The following is a 21,596-nucleotide window of genomic DNA, read 5'->3' as shown; positions in this document are numbered from 1 at the left end:
TAAAAACGTACATGCCCGTTTGTGTCATGGTTTCATTCTGATTTCGATACTCAAAGATAGAACATATAACTGCTTTGGTCAAATAGCTAAAATTAATAGACTATAGACTTGGCCGATATAGAAATTAGTGTATTTTTGTGTATCATAATATTAAATCTTTACTATGAAACTTACGGCCATAACCCTGATTTTATCACTCTCCCTGTCGGCTTTTGCGGCAGAAATTCAAAAAACCCCCAAATTGGGCAAGGTTTCCATGGACGAAATGAAATCGTCTGTCTGCCCCATTGACTCGTCTGCCCAAGGCTATTATCTCTTCGAGAAAGGCGCTACCAGTTTTGTGTATCGCAACACCACTATAAGGGAAGGTGACCCCGGCTCAGACAAAGGGTTTCAAATGGTCTTTAAAAATCATAAAAGAGTAAAAATTCTTGACAAAGCAGCTTCTGATCTGGGCAATTTTGAAATATCTTTATACAACAAGGGTCTCAACAAAGAAAAAATAGCCAGCATAAAAGGCATTACCTACAATCTGGAAAATGGGAAAATCATTAAAACCAAACTCGATACCAAACAAATCATTTACGAAGAAAAAACGGATCACATTACGCTTGTAAAAATTGCAATGCCCGATGTAAAAGCTGGTTCTGTGGTTGAAATTGAATATGAACTCGTCAGTGATTTTCTTTTCAATATACAGGAATGGTACTTTCAGCGGGAAGTACCCGTGCTATACAGCGAATATTGGGTAGGTATACCTGAGTATTTCCATTACAAACCTTCAACATATGGCTATTACAGGATCCACCACAATACTAAAACGGCTGCAAGAACCCTTAAGTTCACTTACATGTATCGCACAGAAGGTAATGTTACAGAAAGTAGAAGGCATGAATATGAAGAGCGGTATCAGGAGAAAATTACCACCTACTTCGCCAACCATGTCCCCGCCTTTAAAAAAGAACGCTTTTTAAAGGCCTCAAAAAACTATCTGACCCGCATGACCTTTGAGCTGGAAGGCACCAGATTTCCGAATTCGCCCTATAAATCCTACTCCAACAGCTGGAGCGATGTCTCCAAAGAGCTTTTAGAGCACGAGCGCTTTGGTAGAGCCCTGAATCGTGACAATTTTATTGGAAACGATGCTGATCTGATTAAAGCCAGCGCCACCAATGAAATAGAAATGGTGCAAAAAGCCTTGGAATATGTCCAGTCAAAAATGAAATGGAACGGAAGTTATTCCTTTCTTTCAGACCGGCATCTCAAACAAGCCTGGGAAGCGGGCCATGGAAACAGTGCAGATATCAACCTGATTTTGGTCTCCCTGCTCAAAAGCATGGATATCCAGGCGTTCCCTGTGGTCCTAAGCACACAAGGCAATGGCATTTTACCCCTGTCCCATGCGTCCATTACCGACCTGAATTACGTTATTGCCATGGTAGAACTGGAGGATCAAAACATTCTGATGGATGCCACTGATCCACTCTCAGCCATTGATCTGCTACCTGAGAGATGTCTCAATGGCAAAGGCACATCATTGATGCCAACAGATTTGGAGAAATTAGTCTGGAAACCCCCAATAGTTTTACGACCTTTACCCAGGTCACCTTAAAAATGAATGAAGACGGAACATTTGAAGGTTTGGCCAAGCAGGAAAATTCAGGCTATGCGGCCATGGCAAAACGGAAGCGCTATACGTCTGAGGATGACAGCTTATCGGTCATTGAGAAGCTGGAAAAAGAGTATCCCGGCATAAAAATTAAAAGGCAGACCTTTACCAACCTCGAAATTCCACACCAATCACTCATCGATTCACTGGAACTTACCATAACAGGACACACCGATAGGCTAGGACAAGTCGTTGCTTTTTCCCCGCTTTTGGCTTTTAAGACCTATGAAAATCCTTTAAAACTGGACAACAGAGAGTATCCCATTGAGTTCTCCTACCCACGGCGGCATATGGTTATTTCTTCCATAGAAATACCGGAAGGCTATGAGATAGAGAGCATTCCGGAATCCATCAGAGTCGCCATGGAAGACCAAAGCATGCAGCTCACCTTTTCAGTGGCGCTCAATGGCAATACCATACAGACCTACAGTGATTTCAGAATCAACCGGCTCCTCTTTCTTCCGGCAGAATATAAGGGGGTAAAAGATACCTACGCCTACCTGCTCAACAAACACAGTGAAAAAGTCGTGCTCAAAAAAATAAACTAGTATCTGCCCACAAACCTGACCTAACCGCTATTAATCAGCCACCTATGAGAACTACCCTTTCGTTCCTTTTATTAATGACAACAGTTGTCATTTCCGGCCAAAAGCACCAGTCGGGTTATTCGACGGTACCTGCCAATCTGGAAAAAAATGCCCATGCCATCTACCGTTACTACCATAAAGACATTGAACGTGTATCTGTTGACAAAATTAAGACCACTGTAGCGGTAGCCATAACTGTGCTCAACAAACAAGGTGAATCTGCTGGTCTGTTTCAACTTTCCTATACCGATGATACCAAAATTAACCATGTTTCTGGGAAAATATACGATGCTCAGGGCGACCTTGTCCAACAAATTAAAAAGAAAGATTACGTCGACTATTCGGACTTTCAGGATTTCGTTTTTTACAGCGACAGTCGCTCCATGTTCTATGCCCCGAAAATTAACAAATACCCTTATACCGTAGAATACACCTACTCCACTACTACCACCGGCATCCTTCACATCGACTTTTGGGTGCCCGTTGAAGGATATGGCGTAGCAGTTGAAGAGGCCTCTCTTCAATACACCACCCCCAAAGAATTGACCTACACCTACATGGCACAGAACCATGACTTTATCACCCATAAAACAGAGCCGGATGTCAACACCTGGCAGCAGAAATGGACCCTAAAAGATTTCCAGGCCTTAAAAAGAGAAGCCTACGCTCCCGACTTTCGTTCTGTCTTTCCCTATATTTCTCTAACCCCTGTGGAATACGATTATAAGGGGTACTCCGGAGAATACACCACATGGCAGGGGTACGGCAATTGGGTGAAAAGCCTCATAGAGGGGACCACACAGCTACCTGCGGCCACCATCGACCGCATTCAGGCGATGACAGACAGCTTGCCAACCACCCGGGACAAAGTCAAAGCAGTATATCAATACATGCAACACAAAACCAGGTATGTCTGCATCAGTGTCGGCATACAAGGCTTTCAACCTATGCAGGCAGCAGATGTGGATCAATATGGTTACGGTGATTGCAAAGCCCTCAGCAATTACACCCGCTCCCTGCTATCGGCCATAGACATACCTTCCTACTATGCAGAGATAGGAGCAGACAACCAACGGATCCGATTCACCGATTTTGCATCCGCTGATCAGACCAATCATGCGATTTTAGCCGTACCTATGGACAAGGACACCATTTGGCTGGAATGTACCAACCCCTACAATCCCTTCGGTTATGTAGGATCGGCCATAGCCAATCGCAAAGCTTTGCTGGTAGGAGAAAACGGTGGCGAATTGGTGGATATGCCCGGATATGACAAGGAAAGCAATATCCTGGATAAGCAATTGACCCTTAAGATTGATCCAAACGGAGATGCCACGGCCGACTATGCCATTCATGCCTCCGGTTTGCTGTTTGAAGAATACGGCTTCCTCACCATGGGAACCGAAAAGATGCAAAAGGATTATCTGCTCACCCATCTGCCTGTCAACAACCTGACCATAAACAACTTCAACCTGACCAACGAGGGAGATGAGAAGGCAAGTGCCTTATTAACCATTCAATTTAGTGCCGGCCAATATGCCAGTCGGGCAGGCGACCGCTTATTTGTACCCCTCAACCAATTGAGTCCTTTAAAAATTAAATTACCTCCCTCAGAAGAACGTGCTTTTGATGTTCAATTTCCCTATCCCCTGACAGAGATTTCACGTGTTCACCTCAATATTCCGGAAAACTTCGAAGTCGAACACTTCCCGGAGGCCAAAAAAATTGAGAACAACTACTTCAGCTACCAGTACAGTTGCGAAGTAAAGGACAATCGCCTTGTTTTTACCCGACAATTCTCCCTCAATAACAAGGACATTCCCAAAGATGAATATACAGAATTACAGGAAACGCTGCGGCAAATTAAGAAAGTGGACAACGCCAAAGTGATTTTGAAACGAAAAGCATAAAAAATCCCCGGAGCTCAGGCTCCGGGGATTTTTTCACAATAAAATATTTACAAGCTCAAATCAAGTATAAACTTCGTCAATGGCTGTCTTCATCCAAGAACCCCTTACCTGGCATTCTCCAGTTTAATCAGATTTAAAGCAGAACCCGCCTTGAACCATTCAATCTGCTGTTCATTATAGGTATGCAAGGTTTTAAAAGTATCCTTGGTACCATTGGCATGTTCCAGTTCAACCGTGATGGGTCGATCCGGGGCAAAATCCGCCAAATCAATGAGATTAAGGGTATCATCCTCCTGAATCAGATCATAATCTGCTTCATTCTCAAAAGTAAGTCCCAACATACCTTGCTTCTTCAGGTTGGTCTCATGGATACGCGCAAAACTCTTCACCAAAACAACCTTTACACCCAAATGACGCGGCTCCATGGCCGCATGCTCGCGGGATGAGCCCTCACCATAGTTATGGTCGCCCACCACAACAGAACCAACACCAGCCGCCTTATAAGTGCGTTGAACCTGAGGTACAGAATCATACTCCCCGGTCAGTTGATTTTTCACCTTATCACTGGCATCATTAAAGTAATTAATGGCCCCGGTCAGCATATTGTTCGAAATATTGTCAATGTGTCCCCGGAAACGCAACCATGGTCCCGCCATCGAAATATGGTCGGTGGTACACTTCCCTTTGGCCTTGATCAACAGCTTCAGTCCGGTCAGATTCTCACCGTTCCAGGGCTCAAAGGGCTCCAGCAACTGCAATCTTTCCGATTTGGGATCCACCAGCACCTCCACCTGACTGCCATCTTTGGCAGGTGCCTGGTAACCCGCATCCTCCACCGCAAAACCTTTGGGGGGCATTTGCAGTCCCTGAGGTTCATCCAGCTTCACCGCCTGGCCCTCCTCATTGATCAATGTATCCGTCATCGGATTGAAGGTCAGATCGCCCGCAATGGCAAAAGCCGTCACCACCTCCGGTGAGGCCACAAATGCATGCGTATTGGGGTTGCCATCATTACGCTTGGCAAAATTCCGGTTAAAGGACGTAATGATGGAGTTGCGACGGTTGGGATCCGTTGTATGACGTGCCCATTGTCCGATACACGGACCGCAGGCATTGGCCAGCACCACACCGCCAATTTTATCAAAATCATTCAAAAAGCCATCCCGGTCCACCGTAAAACGCACCTGCTCAGAACCCGGTGTAATGGTAAATTCAGACTTTGCTTTTAGTTTTTTATCCACCGCTTGTCGGGCAATCGATGCCGCCCGCGAAATATCTTCGTACGACGAGTTGGTGCAAGAGCCAATCAAACCGACTTCCAATTCCTTAGGCCAGTTGTTCTTCTTCACCTCCTCGGCAAACTGCGACAAAGGTGTAGCCCGGTCGGGGGTAAACGGTCCGTTGATATGCGGTTCCAGTTCGGACAAGTTGATCTCAATCACCTGATCAAAATATTTTTCAGGCTGCGCATACACTTCCGCATCCCCTGTCAGATGTTCCTTAATACCATCAGCCAGTTCAGCCACCTCTTTGCGGTCTGTACCTATCAGATACTCCGCCATGGTTTCATCGTAACCAAAAGTGGAGGTAGTAGCACCAATTTCGGCACCCATATTACAAATGGTTCCCTTACCTGTGGCCGATAAATTTCTGGCACCCTCGCCAAAATATTCCAGAATGGCTCCGGTACCTCCTTTAACGGTTAAAATGCCTGCCACTTTCAAAATGACATCCTTAGAAGAGGTCCATCCATTCAATTGGCCAGTCAGTTTCACACCTATCAACTTCGGAAACTTAAGCTCCCACGGCATGCCCGCCATTACATCCACCGCATCGGCACCCCCTACACCAATGGCCACCATGCCCAGTCCACCGGCATTCACCGTGTGAGAATCGGTACCAATCATCATTCCTCCCGGAAAGGCATAGTTTTCCAACACCACCTGGTGAATGATACCTGCGCCCGGTTTCCAAAAACCAATGCCATATTTATTAGAGACAGAAGCCAGAAAATCAAAGACCTCCTTACTCGAATTCAGCGCATTTTTCAAATCCACTGTAGCCCCTTCCTTGGCCTGAATAAGGTGATCACAATGAACTGTAGAAGGCACGGCCGCTTTATCGCGTCCGGCTTGCATAAATTGCAGCAGCGCCATTTGAGCAGTAGCATCCTGCATGGCTACCCGGTCGGGAGCAAAATTCACGTAAGATTTTCCACGTTCAAAAGGTTGATGGGGCCATTCACCGGAGAGGTGGGCATAAAGAATTTTTTCAGTCAGCGTGAGTGGCCGGTTTAAAAATTGGCGTGTTTGGTCCACCTTCTCTCCAAATTGGGCATATACCCTGCGAATCATGTCAATGTCGAATGCCATAGTCAAATAGTGATTAATATCAGTTTTTTTATTTATTAGCTCAAAAATACGGAAAAATTGTCAATCATTTAAACAACAGTTACAACTTGTATTTTGTTTTGTTCGCTTAACTGGTCTCCATCGGGGACAAATTTGTAATAAATGGGGACACTTGTTGAAAAGCACACGCCGACCCAAAAAAGATGAAGCCTTCTCCAAAAAAAATATCTAAAATTGTCACACAGAAACCTATAAAAAGCAAACAAATGAAAAGTCTAACATTGATCGCCCTGTTGGCAGCTATTGTATCAACAGCAATCCTGGCCCAAAATCCGGTAATTACCCATAAATACACAGCAGATCCTGCAGCCGTAGTCTACAATGACACCGTTTACCTCTACGTAGGGCATGATGAGGCACTGCCCGACCAGAACCACTATGTCCTGAACGAGTGGCTCATTTTTTCATCCACTGATATGGTTAACTGGAAAGAAGAAGGTGCTTTCCCGGCTTCTGCCTTTGAATGGGCAGATGGTCAGGCCTGGGCCTCGCACGTGGTTGAAAGAGACGGGAAATTTTACTGGTACGTCACTGTTGAGCATGGCACCATACCCGGCAAATCAATGGGGGTGGCTGTTTCAGATTCTCCCACGGGTCCCTTTAAGGATGCCATTGGCGCTGCCCTGGTGACCAACGACATGACCACCGAGCACTCGTCGAGCTATTGGGACGACATAGATCCGGCCGTCTATATTGATAACAATGGGGAAGCCTACATTTTTTGGGGGAACGTTGTTTGTTACTATGCCAAGCTGAAAGACAACCTGATTGAGCTGGATGGCCCCATTCAAACCATCGATCTACCCTATTTTACCGAAGCCCCTTACATTCATAAAAAAGGCGACTGGTATTATTTGACCTATGCCTATCAATTTCCTGAAAAGACCGCTTACGCCATGAGTAAAAGTCTGACCGGCCCCTGGGAGTTCAAAGATATTTTGAACGAAGTGGCTGGCAACAGCAATACCAATCACCAAAGCATTATTGAATATAAAGGCAAAGACTATTTTATCTATCACAACGGTTCTCTCCCAACAGCCGGCAGCAGTTACCGGCGCTCGGTCTGTGTGGATTATCTTCACTACAACGAAGATGGCACCCTGAAACGCGTAATAATGACCTCAGAAGGGGTTCAGCCTGCTGAGTAGTTGACAAAAAATCAGCCTTCGGGTTGATTCATTTGAGTAAGTTTGGTTCTGTTCTTAAAAGAGACGATCGTTTTTGATCGTCTCTTTTTTTTGTACCTTTAGTCGTTATTATTCGACAAAAATCAACAAATTGAACATTTCAACTTCAAATAAGGCTCCCCAACCAGAGCCTAAGGTGATCCATTATCGCCTGGATAAAAGTTTTGGTCCGTCAGGCGGTGTCGTTGGCTCCTTTTTGATGATCGTAGGTGTTTTTACCATTCATTTATCCATCTCCGGATGGATACTCCTCCTGCTGGGCAGTTTCATGGCCTTCTCTGCAGCCGGATGCGCCATAGATACCGAACACTTTCGCATCAAATTCTACAATAACCTTTGGGGCATATGGAAGGTGGGAAAGTGGAAATATGTACACCGAAAAATGCAATTGAGATTGACCCACGCCCGGATGGCTTACCGGGTTTACAGCATGAGCAACCGATCGGTGGACGTGTCCGAACCCGATTGGCGTATTTTTATTCATGACGGCAACAGCCGGCAAGGCCAGGCCATTTGCAAATTCAAAAATCGCGAAGCAGCAGAGGAGGAACTCGCCAAATTAAGTGATTGGCTGAATCTCAGCATCCGCCATGAAAAGGAGGCTCTGGGCTAACTATTTAATCGACCATAATCCTCCCCCTGTTTGAAAAATTAATAAAAGACAAACCTAATTTCAAAGTGAGCACACAAGCAACCCAAAACACCCTGTCATTAGATAAAGATGGCGCCATTAAAGGCGTTGCCCTGGTATTGGAAGGCGGCGGATTCAGAGGCGTTTATACCGCCGGCGTGCTCGACGCATGATGCAGCACCAGTTGTTTTTCGACTACTTAATAGGCGTATCGGCAGGCGCCGCTTACAGCGTCTCTTACGTGTCCCGCCAGTATCAGCGCAATCTGGAGGTCAACCGCTTTGTTAAAGACAAACGCTATTGCAGTCTGGGCAACTACCTGAAACGGGGTTCCTATTTCGACTGGGACTTTGTGTACCATACCATCCCCACGCAAATTATCCCCTTCGACTATGAGGCCTACAACCAATCATCGTCCCGTCTTCATGTGGTGGTGACCAACATCAGCACCGGAAAGCCGGAATACAAAGCACTCAAGACCAATAATCCCATCGCTTTTCGGGATTGGCTGACGGCGACCTCCTCACTGCCCTTTATCGCCCGCCCAAAAAACATTGACAACCAGTTGTATATGGATGGCGGACTGAGCGATTCCATCCCAGTCAACAAAGCTTGGCGGATGGCAATGAGCGAGCGGTGGTTGTGCTCACACGCCCCAAAGGCTATCGCAAAAAGCCTGTCAGGAACGACTGGATGCTCAGGCTGGTCTATCGCCATTATCCCCAATTGGTGGAGCGCATTAAAGCGCGTGCCCATGAATACAACCAAACCCTCGACCAACTGGACCGGCTGGAAGCAGAAGGCAGGGTTTTCGTCATTCGACCCTCCCAAAACTCTATAGTATCGCGTCTGGAGAACAATCCCGACATTTTGCGAAAGTCCTACGACAGCGCCCTGCAACAAATGGAAGAAGTGCTGCCAGCCCTGCAAGATTGGTTGAGGAATAGCTAAACAAGATAACGAGGACACCCATGAAGCATCTTTTCATTACCGGTGCCACCGGTAACATAGGTTATGAAGTCACTAAACATTTATCAAAGAGCGATTTGCCGCATGAAATTTTTGTCGGTGTCAGAGATGTCGGGAAAGCGAGCGCTCTTTTTAAAGATTTCTCAAACCTGAATTTGCGGCACTTTGATTTTGAAAATCCTGACACCTATTCCGCTTTAAGCGGAATGGACAGGGTTTTCTTATTGAGGCCGCCCCATCTGTCCAACATTGAAAAAAATTTCAGACCTCTTCTTGAGTACATTAAAAAGAGCCATATCAGAGACATTGTCTTTTTGTCGGTGCAAGGCGCCGAGAAAAGTAAGGTCATTCCCCATAACAAGATAGAGCAATTGATCAAAGACTATGGTTTGAATCACATTTTTCTTCGGCCGAGTTATTTCATGCAAAACCTGACAACAACCTTGCTGTCTGACATCCAAACAAAGCGGGAAATCATTCTGCCAGCGGGTAGTGCCAGGTTCAATTGGGTGGATGCCGATAATATTGGAGAACTTGGTGCCCTGCTTCTTGATCAATTCGAGATCTACAAAAATCAGGCACTGGAAATAACCGGCTATGAAAACAAAAATTTTCAGGAAGTCACCCATCTGATAAATGAGATTATCCGGAATCCCTTGCGCTATAGAAATATCAACCCATTCCGTTTTTACCGGATGAAACACCAGGAAGGAATGCCCAAAGGCATGATAATGGTTATGATTCTTCTTCATTTTTTACCCAGATTTCAAAAAGAACCCGAAATTTCAAGTATTTATGAACGATTAACCCATAAAAAACCAGGCGATTTAGGCACATTTATCCGTCGGGAAAAGTCAAAGTTGGATGTCCTTTAAGCCTCTCAGGGCGCTCATTGGGCATTACCTGCTGTTTGTTATGACCTGATGGTGAAGGCTCCTAAACATAAAAGGAAAATAACTGTTATTCATAGTGCGATAAAAAAGCCTTACTTTTAATCAGGCTTAAAAAGACAGATACCATAAAGCAGGTGCCTTCTTTCGGAAGTCGCTTCAATGGAAATAACAATAACCGTTCAGCCATGGGGATTATAATTGCACTCTTAGTTTTGATTAGCTGGGCATCCCACCTGGGATACATACTGCTATACCAGCCAGTTGACCCGACAGATGTCTGGTTTTGGCTGCATCTTTTAATACAGACCTGGCTTTTTACCGGCCTCTTTATTACGGGCCACGATGCCATGCATGGAACCATTTCGCGCAACAAGCGCATTAACAATTTCTTTGGGTATCTGTCCTCCACCCTGTATGCGGGACTCTGGTACCCGCAACTTAAGAAGAAGCACCACCTGCACCATGCCCACGTGGCCACCGAAGATGATCCGGATTATCATACGGGGCACCAGAACTTTTTCATCTGGTGGTTTTCCTTCATGAAGCAGTACCTCACCATATGGCAAATTCTTATCATGGCTACGCTTTACAACATTGGCCTGCTCTATTTCAGTGACCAACAGCTCTTGGTCCTTTGGATCACCCCCTCCATACTATCCACCTTTCAGCTTTTCTACTTTGGCACCTACCGGCCCCACCGCCGACCACACACCGAGGAGATGAAACCCCACAAGGCCAGATCTCAAAAGCGCAATCATTTATGGGCTCTTTTGTCGTGCTTCTTTTTTGGTTACCATTATGAGCACCATGCATCACCCCACACGCCCTGGTGGAAACTGTACCGGATTAAAAGGTCGATAGGTCGAGAGGTCGAGAGGTCGAGAGGTCGAGAGGTCGAGAGGTCGAGAGGCAAGCGAAGCGCAGTCCCGCGAAGCGATGATAGGTCATTAGGTCGATAGGCCATTAGGTTGTTAGGTCGTTAGGCAAAATAACCATTATCAGCAAAAACAATCCCCTCTATTTGATTGTTTAAGAAAAAACAATAAAAACATAAACAGACATGCCGCTATACACCGCCATTTTGGTTTTTTCCATTCTTATACCCTTTGTTCTGAGCTTCGACCGTAAAGTCAGTTTTTACAAAAAATGGAAAAGTCTGCTACCCTCCACCATCCTTGTAGGGGCGGTTTATATCTATTTCGATGTCCTCTTTGTCAGAGACGGCGTCTGGGGATTCAATCCTGAGTACCACTCTGAATTAGTGATTTTTGGTCTGCCAATTGAAGAATGGCTCTTTTTCATGCTCATCCCTTATGCCTCCATTTTCATTCATTACGTATTGGAAGCCTATTTCCCCAATTTTAGAATAAGTAATAGTGCTGTAAAGATGTTGTCGTGGCCAATTATTCTGATTTTAGTGGCCATTGTTGCTTTGAATATCGATAAAGCCTATACCCGCTTCAACTACATTCTGCTTGTGCTTGCTATTATTTGGGGATTGTTTGATAAGACGGGCATACTCAACAGATACTATCTGTCTTTTCTGGTCATTATGATCCCCTTCTTCCTGGTCAATAGCCTATTAACCGGCACCATGATAGAGGGCGAAGTCGTTTGGTACAATAACGCCGAAAACCTGGGCATCAGATGGGGAACCATTCCCATTGAAGATGTGGGTTACGCCTTCAGCCTGATGCTACTGAACCTACTGGCCATGAGTCAGTTTGAGAAATTATATAAGCCTCAGAAAAATTAAGGGCAGTCCGCTTTTCATAAGCCTGTGCGCCCCTATGAATGAATGAATGAATGAATGAATGAATGAAAACATTATACCAAAATGAAAATCCTACTGACCGGCTTAACGGGTTATATTGCCCAACGCTTATTGCCTGTACTTATTGACAATGGCCATCAGGTAGTCGGCTGTGTAAGAGATAAAAGTCGGTTTCACCAAAAACATGTCCCCTCCAATTTAGAAATCATAGAAGTCGACTTTCTGCAAAAGGAAAGTCTGAAAGCCATTCCGGAAGACATTGACATCGCTTATTATCTGATTCATTCCATGTCTACCCAGGGTGATGACTTCGAAAAATTGGAGCAAACCTGCGCCCTCCATTTCAAAGAAAGAATTAAGGAAACAAAGACCCGGCAAATCATCTATTTAAGTGGCATTGTTAACGAAAGTGCCTTGTCAAAACACTTAATGTCACGGAAAAATGTGGAAAGCATCCTTTCCGGGGCCAGCATCCCTCTGACCACCTTAAGAGCCGGAATCATTGTCGGTTCAGGAAGCGCCTCCTTCGAAATCATTCGGGATTTGGTCGAGAAACTTCCCGTTATGGTGGCACCCAGATGGCTGAAAACCAAAAGTCAGCCCATTGCCATCCGCAATGTTATTCAATTTTTATACGGCGTAATTGGTCGACCAGAAACCTATCATAAAAATTTCGACATTGGTGGCCCCGACATCCTGACCTACAAAGAAATGCTCCTGCATTTTGCCCGCGTAAGAGGTCTGACAAGACACATTTACGTGGTTCCCGTGATGACGCCCAAACTATCTTCCTATTGGTTATATTTTGTCACCTCCACCTCCTATTCACTGGCCAAAAACCTGGTCAACAGTATGAAAATTGAGGTCATTTGTCAACCCAACAATCTGGCCGCCCTCCTCAAAATCGACCTCATCGATTATGATTCCTCCATCCAGCTGGCCTTCGATAAAATAGAACAAAACCAAGTGCTTTCCAGTTGGAAGGATGCCCAGACAAGCAAGCTGTTAAAGAAAGGCGTGGCGCATTACATGGATGTTCCGGTCAATGGATGCTTTAAAGACACACGGAAAGCAAAAATAACAGATCAACAAGCCTCCCTGTCCAGGATTTGGTCCATTGGCGGTAAAAATGGTTGGTATTTCGGCAACTGGCTCTGGGAAATCAGAGGGTTTATTGACCAGCTAAATGGCGGCGTAGGCATGCGAAGAGGGCGAAGAAGTGATACCGATATTTTGGTGGGCGACGCCCTGGACTTTTGGCGTGTTCTGGTGGCCAGCAAAGAAGAAAACAGGCTGCTTTTATATGCTGAAATGAAACTGCCCGGAGAAGCCTGGCTGGAATTTAAAATAGATGAGCATCAAATACTCACCCAGACCGCCACTTTCAGGCCACTGGGCCTGTATGGCCGGCTCTATTGGTATGCCGTTCTGCCTTTTCATGCGCTCCTGTTCAACGGTTTACTGAAGCGAATAGCCAGATAAATGGTTAAAAAAAGCTGCCCGGTGGGGCAGCTTTTAACTTCATTTATAGTACACTAAGGCGATGAAACATCACTTCTTAACAACCATTTGTTTAACAATCGCCTGCCGGGTATGAATGAGCACCAAATAAGTACCCGCACTCAAGTCGCTCATATCTATCTGATCGAATCCCGAGTTTAAAGATTTAAACAAAATCCCGGATAAGGAATACACCTCCACTTTTTGCACATCCTCAACCGATGAAAGTGAAAGAATACTAGAGACCGGGTTGGGATAAACCAGCACTTTGGGTGTTGTTCCGCGATCATCCATCCCTACAGTTGAATCGTACGCAAGGCTCATATAATAGAGGTTGGCCGTGGTGTTTTTGGTGATCTCGTGATCGCCCTCTTCCAGGTGGATCTCCAAAATACCGTCCGCAATGTTATGGTCTGTGCCATTCAACTTAATTTTGCCACTATAGCCGGTGTTGAATACCAGCGTAATGGTGGCTGCTTTGTCAATAGAAAATTGAATGGAGGTAGCAGATTCAATCTTCAGGCATTGCGTCAGAGTCAGTCCGTCATAGACCACCGCCCCCTTGGAATCAGACAAATTACCGGAAATCGAGTAGAAAGTACTGTTGAGACCGGACAGTGTAAAATTATGAATGACATCTCCGGGATTCACTTCTCCGCCACCGTCTCCGCCATCACCCGGATCACCATCGCCCGGATCGCTTCCACCATCGCCGGAGCCTTCCCCCTGAACGGCGACCAATTCCGTCTGGTAATTCACGAGCGCCGCTTTCAGTGCCGTATTTACAGATGAAGCTGCATCGTCCACCGCATTATTGAAGCTCCACTGAAAATCACCCCCGAACATGCGTCCCGCGTATTGCATGACGGTGTTCCGGGCATCTTCGGGACTTTGAGCCGAATAGGCATACATGGCGGCATCGGTATCAAAATTATTGTAGGCATGTCCACCCGAAACGGTGGTCACGTCCGAAGGCACCTGATCTGACTTATTGGCAACCACATAGGCATCAAAATCATTGGGAAAAGCTTTTTGATCCACAAAGCGTGCTTCACCAACGATATGGTTATTGTAGGCTTTAATCATCCCTCCCGGATCACCGGAAAAGGTATTGGTGTTTGAGCCATACACATCAGAGCCCTGATTGGAAATCAGCATCGGATATTTACAATTCCTGAAATAATTCCCTTCCGCAAAAACAGAACCAGCCGTTGTATTACCAATACCATATTTAGAAATCCCGTCAAAGTAGTTGTTGTACACATGCACCGTGTGCTGCCGCACACGTGGATGCCGACTGTCCGAATGATCATACCAGTTGTGGTGGTAGGTAAAGTTCCCTACTTCCTCCCCTCCATTCCCCAACAAATTACTCTTACCACTGTCCCAAAAATGGTTAAATGAAAAGGTTGCGTTGGTCGATTTTTTGGCATCCAGCGCACCATCTCCCTTATCCTGATCGGCATCGCCACCGGCAGCGCCATAAAAGAAATCGTTGTGGTGAATCCAGATATGATCATTGTTCTGCTGCAGTCCAATATTATCGCCCTCATTGCTGTTGCAATTCATGGTCGCCAAATTGCGCACTTCAATATTGGAAGCATTTTTTATGCGAATGCCCCATCCATCGGCCACGGCATCATCGCCAATGCCCTCCAGCGTAATAAAACCATTGGCATTGTTTTTATTTTCAATGACGATGTCGCCACCAAGCATGTAGGTCAAATCAGTAATTTGTCCAATCAATCTGACAATGAGCGGACGATTGTCATAGCCTTTTTTGAAACCATCGAGAATTTCCTGAAGGCCCACGCAAGGGTTGGCATTGGCCCCTGTCACATCCAGAGAGACCGTATTCTTTGTATGCTCGGTAATATAAAGTATCACTGCCTCCGATTTGGGCGTGCCATCTGCCTGACAGGCTCCCGGCACCCTTCCATTGACAAAAGCAAAACCACTGCGATCGTGCGCCTCCACGGTCAATTCTGTCGATTCTGCAACAGCCCCTTCAACACCATCCACAACGGCCGCCACCTTAAAAATATACGTTCCGGCTTTTAGTCCCACAGCATCCGCCCGGAAATAAGTCCCGTAAGAACGGATCAAAGGATCATCTAGTTTTTGATCCACCAGGCCTTCTCCGGAAAGGTACACGTTATAGCTGTCGGCACCCTCCACAGGCGCCCATTTGACATAAGCCGATTCCAGCCAACCATCGGCATCCATCACATCAACCGTCTGTGCCTGAAAAGGAACTACGGAAAGAAAAAGCAAGAAAAAAATAAATGGTAATTTCATCGTTAAGGGCTTTAAGGATTGAAATAAGCATTAACATAAGACCACAAAATTACACATTAATACTTGCCAGGTGGTAGATGTTTTATTGACAGTTGATGGACAAATTGGTATATTAAGGTCCGTTCACCTAAAAACAATTAAAAAGATGAGCTATAGAACAGAAAAAGACACCATGGGGCCGGTGCAGGTGCCGGCCGACAAGTATTGGGGCGCACAAACGCAACGTTCAGTAGACAACTTTCCCATTGGACCTGCCGGCTCCATGCCTTTAGAAATCATACAAGCCTTTGGCTACCTCAAAAAAGCAGCCGCTTTAACCAATGCAGAACTGGGGGTTTTAAGTGAAGAGAAGGCCCGGCTCATAGCCCGGGCAGCCGATGAAATCATTGCGGGAAAACTCAACGACCAATTCCCATTGGTCGTCTGGCAAACCGGATCGGGCACCCAATCGAATATGAACTGCAACGAAGTAATTGCCAACAGAACCCATGTATTGGCCGGTAACCAACTGGGAGAAGGCCATCCGGACATCCACCCCAACGACGATGTCAACAAATCCCAATCGTCGAACGACACCTTTCCCACCGCCATGCATATAGCCGCCTACAAAAAACTGGTAGAACATACCATCCCAAAGATAGAGCAGCTGAAAGACACCTTGAAGCTGAAATCAGAACACATGATGCAGGTGGTTAAAATAGGCCGCACCCATTGGATGGATGCCACCCCTTTAACGCTGGGGCAGGAATTTTCAGGCTATGTATCTCAGTTGGAGCATGGACTCAAAGCCCTGCGCCATACGCTTCCCCACCTGGCAGAACTCGCACTGGGCGGCACCGTGGTCGGCACCGGCCTCAACGCCCCTGCCGGCTATGCCGAAAAAGTGGCCGCCCAAATAGCCGAACTCACCGGCCTGCCCCTTGTCACAGCCGAAAACAAGTTTGAAGCCCTGGCCGCCCATGATGCCATCGTAGAAAGTCACGGCGCCCTCAAACAATTGGCCGTCAGTCTGACCAAAATAGCCAACGACCTGCGCCTTCTGGCCTCCGGTCCCCGCTCCGGTATCGGTGAAATCACCATCCCCGCCAACGAACCAGGTTCCTCCATCATGCCCGGCAAGGTCAACCCCACCCAGGTAGAAGCCCTCACCATGGTCTGCGTCCAGGTCATGGGCAACGACACCACCATCACCATGGCCGGCGCCAGCGGACATTTTGAACTCAACGTATTCAAACCCGTCATGATCCATGCCTTTTTACAATCCGCCAACCTGCTCGGCGACGCTTGCCAGTCGTTCAACGACCACCTCGCCATCGGCATTGAACCCAACCACCCCCGCATTGAGGAACACCTCACCAACTCCCTGATGCTCGTCACAGCCCTGAACCCCCACATCGGGTATGAAAACGCCGCCAAAATCGCCAAAAAAGCCCACGCCGAAAACACCACCCTCAAAGCCGCCGCCCTGGCCCTCAACCTGCTAACGGAGGACCAGTTCAACCAGTGGGTAGATCCCTCAGCCATGACCGGTATGATCCCCTAACCAAAAAAATCAGAAACAGAGTCACAGTCGGCAAAGAATTTTTTAGGCGTTAATCCGGTCAATGCTTTAAAATCATTGATGAAATGAGACTGATCGTAATAGCCACTTTCAAGCGCCAACTGCGTCATCGACCAATGGTTACTTTGGGAATTATTGTGGAGAGCAGATTGAAACCGGATAATTCTTAAATATTGCTTGGGTGAAATACCAATGTGCTCTGAAAACAAGCGCTCAAATTGCTTCCTGCTCAAACAGGCTTGTTGGGAAAGAAAGTCAATGTCCACCATCCCTTTGGCCTTTTTGATGAGCTCAAGAGAATGGCTCATCCTTTTAAAATCGTAGTCTTTTGAATGGACCGTCAGTAACCCGGACAAAATATCCTCAGCTATATTCACCCGATCGGTAAACGAAATACCTTCAGAAAGCCGGCTTTCCAATTCCCGGCTCAAAGTCTGGTTTATAAACGCCAAAGGCACACTTTGGTTGGTCAGTTCATTGAAAGGTAAATTAAAAAACTCTCGCACGCCCTGGGGTTGAAACAAGACCGAGAAGATCGACAAGTTTTCAGATATGATAAGGTCGTAATAGTCGTTGTGCTGCCCGTTTAGCAGACAATGGGCTTCAATTGGCCTTTTTTCAGACTTTGGTTTGTGATCAAGGTACAAGATCATTTCTGGCAGGCCGCTTGGGACGATCCGCTGTAAATAGGACTCCCCGCTTTTCAAGACATTCTCAATGGCCCAATATTGTTTGATATAGGGCTTTAATTGCTCTGAAGGATATGCCAGGTTAAAACTCATTGACTATTTTTGTGAGGGGGATGCGCTGCCGCGAATCCCCCTTTGTTCTACAACTTTTCATGAAGCCCTATCCGGTTTCCTTCAATATCTAAAAACACCGCAAAATAACCCATTCCCTCAGCTTCGATCTTTGTTTTGGGATGGGTCAGCTTCCCACCGTTTTCCTCAATTCGGGCGACCGTCAAATCAATACTGTCGGGCACCAACAGACTCACAATAACCCCATTCTTAGACGGTGCATATCCTTCTGCCATTACGATGGCCCCTTCTCCGGAGGGAAAACAAGCCATTTTTTCCGTCCCATAATCCTCTCCCTTCATGTCCAGCTTCAAAACCTTGTTGTAGAATTTCACTGCCCTTTGGAAGTCTGCTGCAGGGATTTCCACCCATGAAATCAATTTTTCCATTTTCTTGTTGTTAAATTAAACATCAAAATCACGGCACAAAACTACTTCCCCTCCCCATCAGGAAATTGGAAAATCGAGACATCTTTATTCCCTTTTAAAGTTAAATTGCGCTCCCCCTTGCTTAAGCAGCATGCTGTTTTCTGAGGGATTGAAGGTCATCTCAATCCCGGCCATTTCAAACTTAAAAACATGCTTCTCAGTCGCCACAAGCGGGAAGGCCGACTGACCGGTTGCCTGGGCAATCAAGCCCTTTTCATCTTTGGTGATGCTAATTTTTAAAGGAATTTCAGAAGAAGCATAAACCCCGAGGTATTGGTCCAAATCGGCAGCATCCACTTCGAAGATTTTAAACTCAGGTAGCGAAAAAGGCTTACCGTAAACAGTGCTCAAAACAGCAATAGAAATATCATTGGTATTAAAAGTAGTGCCATTCGAAGTCAGGGCATAAGAAACGTTGCCCTCTGAGAAATGGCTGAACACCGAAGAAAATGCATCAATCCCACCTGTATGGCCAAAACCCCTTAATTGATAGAAAGGAACCAGAATCAGTCCGGCCCCAAAATTATCCTGCACGGTGGTCATTTGTTTCAGACTCTCATCTGTAAGCAGTCGTCCCCCGAACAAGGCATCGCTGAATTTTACCAGGTCACTGGTTGTCGAAACAATACCACCTGCCCCCAAGGGAATAGACATGTCAGATTCCGGACTCACTTCCCACCTATCATGAAAAACATAGGACCGACATTCATTATTAAGGGGATCAATGGGTCCTCCCAGATAGGTGTTTTCTAAACCAAGCGGTTGCGTAATGTGTTCGGTCAGTAAATCCGCATAAGGTTTGTCAAAAATCTTTTCGAGCATGAAGGTAAGCAGCACATAATTGGAGTTGCTGTAGGCCATCATGCTATCCGGTTCAAAATCACTTCCCGCCTCTGTGATGACCGCCAACAACTCTTCCTGCGACTTTTTCTCGGTATGCCAGTTCTTGAAGGATTCATCATTGGTAAAATTATGTATCCCACTGCGGTGATAAAGCAGGTGCCTGACGGTGGTATTATCTCCATTTTTGATAGTCGGGAAAAAACCGTCAATGCTTTGGTCCAAATCTAACAAACCCTTTTCAACCGCTTTAAAAACCAAAACCGCCGTAAATGTTTTGGAGATGGAACCAATTCGGTACTTCGAATGGGCATCCGCCATTTTTTCCAGCTCCACATCCGCCATGCCAAGCGACCGCGCATAAACAACATCTCCGTTTTTAGAAACGGCGATGCTCCCCATAAACTTGTTGTGCGCTTCCAGCGTATCTAAATAATTATCGAGTGGCGTCCACACCACATCCTGAGCAAAACCGATGGGACCGGACAGTCCAATCACCATTAAAAACACCAAAAAAAGCTTCATCCTGTTGTGAATTAGTGACTAAAGAAAGATAAGGCAAATATCACTTTTTAATAAATTTCATGCAACTAATTAATTCATCCACTTTAATACTGGCGACTACAGAAGTAACAGGTTTGTAAAGATCGCCATAAAAACAGCCCACACACCACATAAAAACACAGACTTTCAGGCATAAAAGTTTGATAATCATTATATTTAGATATAAACTAAAAAAATATCACTATGGTACTCAATCGGCGTGAATTTATAAAGAGAACAGCAGCAACGGCAGCAGGGCTGTCCATTGGAATGATGTCTACCGGCATAGTGGTAAAAAATGGTCTACCCTATCGAAAGCTGGGCAAAACAGGACTGGAGGTTTCTCTTCTTTCTGTTGGAGGACACAATATAGGTAAAAACTTACTCACAGAACAGGAATCCATTGCACTGATTCGCACAGCCATTGATGAAGGAGTGAATTTTCTGGACAATGCCTGGGAATATCATAAAGGCCGAAGTGAGGAGAGAATGGGGAAAGCTTTAATGAATGGGTATCGCGAAAAAGTGATTTTAATGACAAAGCATCATGGTCGGGAGCCGAAGAGGGCCCAACAGCACCTGGAAGATAGTCTGAGAAGATTAAAAACGGATGTGATTGATGTCTGGCAATTCCACGAAATTGATGAAATGAAGGAAGTGGATGAAATTTAATCATCCGGTGTATTGGACTTTGTATTAAAGATGAAGGACCAGGGGAAAATTAAGCATATCGGCTTTACAGGCCACTATCGGCCGGAAATACATTTGGAAATGATTAACCGGGGCTTTGATTGGGAAACTGTTCAAATGCCCATTAATCCAATGGATCATCATTATTTGAGTTTTACCCAAAATGTATTGCCTTTAGCGGTAGAGAAAAACATCGGGATAATCGGCATGAAATCAATGGCTGGCAACGGAGTATTGGTGAATAAAGGGGCCGCCACGGTGGAGGAATGCCTGCGCTTTGCCATGAGCATGCCCATTTCAACCCTTTGTTCTGGCATGGACTCGCTGAAAATGTTAAAAGAAAACATTGAAACGGCCCGACATTTCAAACCTCTTTCGGAGAATGAGATGGCCGATTTGCTCGATCGATCCTACGACTATGCACAAGGCGGTAAAAATGAATGGTACAAATCTTACACGCCTGATCCGGAAGATAATTGGTGATTATTTAACCATATCAATACCAGAACGCCACTATTCGTTTTTTTGCACCTTTTTTTTGCCAGTTGGAATATTCCACGCTGGTGCGGTAAAAAGAAAAGTCAGATGATACAATCAGAGAAATAGTGTAATTTCAATTCCACGCTGGTGCGGTTAAAAATGGAACGCCACCGAGCACGCATGTGGCTGGTACATGATATTTCAATTCCACGCTGGTGCGGTTAAAAGGGTGATAGGGATCCCTCATGCGGTGATCCTCTCCCATTTCAATTCCACGCTGGTGCGGTTAAAAGGCTTTCCCCCAACTTACTTTCAGCCCCTATTGACATTTCAATTCCACTCTGGTGCGGTTAAAAGGTGAACATCGGTTCTATATCCAAAGTCTTTAATGCATTTCAATTCCACTCTGGTGCGGTTAAAAGTGG

General features: G+C 45.7%; 18 protein-coding genes, 1 pseudogene and 1 CRISPR repeat array. Of the genes and pseudogenes, 14 read left to right on the top strand and 5 right to left on the bottom strand.

Translation table 11 applies throughout. From position 1 onward, the window contains the following. Window positions 1-163 precede the first annotated feature (163 nt). The 3 genes from JCM15548_RS07280 to JCM15548_RS07270 are packed head-to-tail and all read left to right on the top strand — an operon-like array spanning window position 164 to window position 4,166. Window positions 164-1,612: a transglutaminase family protein gene (locus JCM15548_RS07280; protein ID WP_062123905.1), complete on the top strand. Its 1,449-nt coding sequence runs from the start codon at window positions 164-166 to the stop codon at window positions 1,610-1,612. Then, the gene (locus tag JCM15548_RS07275) at window positions 1,513-2,217 is read left to right on the top strand and encodes a DUF3858 domain-containing protein (protein WP_157482510.1); all 705 of its coding nucleotides are present in this window, start codon (window positions 1,513-1,515) and stop codon (window positions 2,215-2,217) included. Before JCM15548_RS07280 ends, JCM15548_RS07275 begins: the two co-directional genes overlap by 100 nt. Window positions 2,218-2,261: 44 nt before the next feature. After that, a complete protein-coding gene (locus JCM15548_RS07270; protein WP_083985019.1) occupies window positions 2,262-4,166 on the top strand; it encodes a DUF3858 domain-containing protein in 1,905 nt (634 codons plus the stop codon). Between the two features lie 104 nt (window positions 4,167-4,270). Here JCM15548_RS07270 and JCM15548_RS07265 read toward each other — a convergent pair whose 3' ends face one another. Continuing rightward, a complete protein-coding gene (locus JCM15548_RS07265; RefSeq protein WP_062123899.1) occupies window positions 4,271-6,538 on the bottom strand; it encodes an aconitate hydratase in 2,268 nt (755 codons plus the stop codon). A gap of 245 nt (window positions 6,539-6,783) precedes the next feature. On the opposite strand from JCM15548_RS07265, the gene JCM15548_RS07260 reads away from it, so the two are divergent. The 9 genes from JCM15548_RS07260 to JCM15548_RS07225 all read left to right on the top strand — a co-directional run bounded on the left by JCM15548_RS07260 (window position 6,784) and on the right by JCM15548_RS07225 (window position 13,513). Next, a complete protein-coding gene (locus JCM15548_RS07260) occupies window positions 6,784-7,725 on the top strand; it encodes a glycoside hydrolase family 43 protein (RefSeq protein WP_062123897.1) in 942 nt (313 codons plus the stop codon). Window positions 7,726-7,855: 130 nt separating this feature from the next. Further along, on the top strand, window positions 7,856-8,377 hold the full coding sequence (locus tag JCM15548_RS07255) for a hypothetical protein (protein WP_062123895.1): 522 nt from the start codon (window positions 7,856-7,858) through the stop codon (window positions 8,375-8,377). Between the two features lie 65 nt (window positions 8,378-8,442). Next, window positions 8,443-8,568 (top strand): hypothetical protein, encoded by a 126-nt coding sequence (locus JCM15548_RS25160; RefSeq protein ID WP_262486927.1) that lies wholly within the window; start codon window positions 8,443-8,445, stop codon window positions 8,566-8,568. Continuing rightward, window positions 8,565-9,236 carry a patatin-like phospholipase family protein gene (locus tag JCM15548_RS21020; protein ID WP_083985018.1) on the top strand — a complete coding sequence of 224 codons (672 nt, stop codon included), beginning with the start codon at window positions 8,565-8,567 and terminating at the stop codon, window positions 9,234-9,236. Before JCM15548_RS25160 ends, JCM15548_RS21020 begins: the two co-directional genes overlap by 4 nt. Next, window positions 9,134-9,346, top strand: a complete 213-nt coding sequence (locus JCM15548_RS26215; RefSeq protein ID WP_369403681.1) for a DUF6363 domain-containing protein — start codon at window positions 9,134-9,136, stop codon at window positions 9,344-9,346. Before JCM15548_RS21020 ends, JCM15548_RS26215 begins: the two co-directional genes overlap by 103 nt. Window positions 9,347-9,366: 20 nt before the next feature. Then, window positions 9,367-10,239: an NmrA family NAD(P)-binding protein gene (locus JCM15548_RS07240; RefSeq protein ID WP_062123889.1), complete on the top strand. Its 873-nt coding sequence runs from the start codon at window positions 9,367-9,369 to the stop codon at window positions 10,237-10,239. 203 nt (window positions 10,240-10,442) lie between these two features. Then, the gene (locus tag JCM15548_RS07235; protein ID WP_083985026.1) at window positions 10,443-11,216 is read left to right on the top strand and encodes a fatty acid desaturase; all 774 of its coding nucleotides are present in this window, start codon (window positions 10,443-10,445) and stop codon (window positions 11,214-11,216) included. 101 nt (window positions 11,217-11,317) lie between these two features. Next, complete coding sequence (locus JCM15548_RS07230; protein WP_062123888.1) at window positions 11,318-12,013, top strand: lycopene cyclase domain-containing protein; 696 nt, start codon at window positions 11,318-11,320, stop codon at window positions 12,011-12,013. An 81-nt stretch (window positions 12,014-12,094) separates the two neighbouring features. Next, the gene (locus tag JCM15548_RS07225) at window positions 12,095-13,513 is read left to right on the top strand and encodes an SDR family oxidoreductase (protein ID WP_062123886.1); all 1,419 of its coding nucleotides are present in this window, start codon (window positions 12,095-12,097) and stop codon (window positions 13,511-13,513) included. 69 nt (window positions 13,514-13,582) lie between these two features. Here the strand turns inward: JCM15548_RS07225 and JCM15548_RS07220 are convergent, their stop codons facing one another. Next, window positions 13,583-15,829 (bottom strand): pectate lyase family protein, encoded by a 2,247-nt coding sequence (locus JCM15548_RS07220; RefSeq protein ID WP_062123884.1) that lies wholly within the window; start codon window positions 15,827-15,829, stop codon window positions 13,583-13,585. A gap of 145 nt (window positions 15,830-15,974) precedes the next feature. On the opposite strand from JCM15548_RS07220, the gene fumC reads away from it, so the two are divergent. Beyond that, complete coding sequence (gene fumC, locus JCM15548_RS07215) at window positions 15,975-17,372, top strand: class II fumarate hydratase (RefSeq protein ID WP_062123882.1); 1,398 nt, start codon at window positions 15,975-15,977, stop codon at window positions 17,370-17,372. Here fumC and JCM15548_RS07210 read toward each other — a convergent pair. From JCM15548_RS07210 to JCM15548_RS07200, 3 genes are all read right to left on the bottom strand, one after another. Beyond that, window positions 17,369-18,172: an AraC family transcriptional regulator gene (locus JCM15548_RS07210; RefSeq protein WP_062123880.1), complete on the bottom strand. Its 804-nt coding sequence runs from the start codon at window positions 18,170-18,172 to the stop codon at window positions 17,369-17,371. The two genes, fumC and JCM15548_RS07210, sit on opposite strands and share 4 nt — an antisense overlap. Window positions 18,173-18,219: 47 nt before the next feature. Continuing rightward, window positions 18,220-18,579 carry a VOC family protein gene (locus JCM15548_RS07205; protein ID WP_062123879.1) on the bottom strand — a complete coding sequence of 120 codons (360 nt, stop codon included), beginning with the start codon at window positions 18,577-18,579 and terminating at the stop codon, window positions 18,220-18,222. 84 nt (window positions 18,580-18,663) lie between these two features. Beyond that, complete coding sequence (locus JCM15548_RS07200; protein ID WP_062123877.1) at window positions 18,664-19,983, bottom strand: serine hydrolase domain-containing protein; 1,320 nt, start codon at window positions 19,981-19,983, stop codon at window positions 18,664-18,666. 222 nt (window positions 19,984-20,205) lie between these two features. Here JCM15548_RS07200 and JCM15548_RS23290 point away from each other — a divergent pair. Next, window positions 20,206-21,174, top strand: a pseudogene (locus tag JCM15548_RS23290) (aldo/keto reductase). A gap of 127 nt (window positions 21,175-21,301) precedes the next feature. Beyond that, a CRISPR array of direct repeats spans window positions 21,302-21,592; the repeat unit is 29 nt; unit sequence ATTTCAATTCCACGCTGGTGCGGTTAAAA. Window positions 21,593-21,596: the final 4 nt, after the last annotated feature.

The sequence above is a fragment of the Geofilum rubicundum JCM 15548 genome, from assembly GCF_000974365.1.
Classification (GTDB): domain Bacteria; phylum Bacteroidota; class Bacteroidia; order Bacteroidales; family Marinilabiliaceae; genus Geofilum; species Geofilum rubicundum.
This window is presented reverse-complemented; position numbering and strand designations above follow the sequence as displayed.

Excerpts from the sequence above, each read along its gene's own strand:
- JCM15548_RS07280 (WP_062123905.1), top strand. The coding sequence starts at position 164 with ATGAAACTTACGGCCATAACCCTGATTTTATCACTCTCCCTGTCGGCT.
- JCM15548_RS07275 (WP_157482510.1), top strand. The coding sequence starts at position 1,513 with ATGTCTCAATGGCAAAGGCACATCATTGATGCCAACAGATTTGGAGAA.
- JCM15548_RS07270 (WP_083985019.1), top strand. The coding sequence starts at position 2,262 with ATGAGAACTACCCTTTCGTTCCTTTTATTAATGACAACAGTTGTCATT.
- JCM15548_RS07265 (WP_062123899.1), bottom strand. The coding sequence starts at position 6,538 with ATGGCATTCGACATTGACATGATTCGCAGGGTATATGCCCAATTTGGA.
- JCM15548_RS07260 (WP_062123897.1), top strand. The coding sequence starts at position 6,784 with ATGAAAAGTCTAACATTGATCGCCCTGTTGGCAGCTATTGTATCAACA.
- JCM15548_RS21020 (WP_083985018.1), top strand. The coding sequence starts at position 8,565 with ATGATGCAGCACCAGTTGTTTTTCGACTACTTAATAGGCGTATCGGCA.
- JCM15548_RS07240 (WP_062123889.1), top strand. The coding sequence starts at position 9,367 with ATGAAGCATCTTTTCATTACCGGTGCCACCGGTAACATAGGTTATGAA.
- JCM15548_RS07235 (WP_083985026.1), top strand. The coding sequence starts at position 10,443 with ATGGGGATTATAATTGCACTCTTAGTTTTGATTAGCTGGGCATCCCAC.
- JCM15548_RS07230 (WP_062123888.1), top strand. The coding sequence starts at position 11,318 with ATGCCGCTATACACCGCCATTTTGGTTTTTTCCATTCTTATACCCTTT.
- JCM15548_RS07225 (WP_062123886.1), top strand. The coding sequence starts at position 12,095 with ATGAAAATCCTACTGACCGGCTTAACGGGTTATATTGCCCAACGCTTA.
- JCM15548_RS07220 (WP_062123884.1), bottom strand. The coding sequence starts at position 15,829 with ATGAAATTACCATTTATTTTTTTCTTGCTTTTTCTTTCCGTAGTTCCT.
- fumC (WP_062123882.1), top strand. The coding sequence starts at position 15,975 with ATGAGCTATAGAACAGAAAAAGACACCATGGGGCCGGTGCAGGTGCCG.
- JCM15548_RS07210 (WP_062123880.1), bottom strand. The coding sequence starts at position 18,172 with ATGAGTTTTAACCTGGCATATCCTTCAGAGCAATTAAAGCCCTATATC.
- JCM15548_RS07205 (WP_062123879.1), bottom strand. The coding sequence starts at position 18,579 with ATGGAAAAATTGATTTCATGGGTGGAAATCCCTGCAGCAGACTTCCAA.
- JCM15548_RS07200 (WP_062123877.1), bottom strand. The coding sequence starts at position 19,983 with ATGAAGCTTTTTTTGGTGTTTTTAATGGTGATTGGACTGTCCGGTCCC.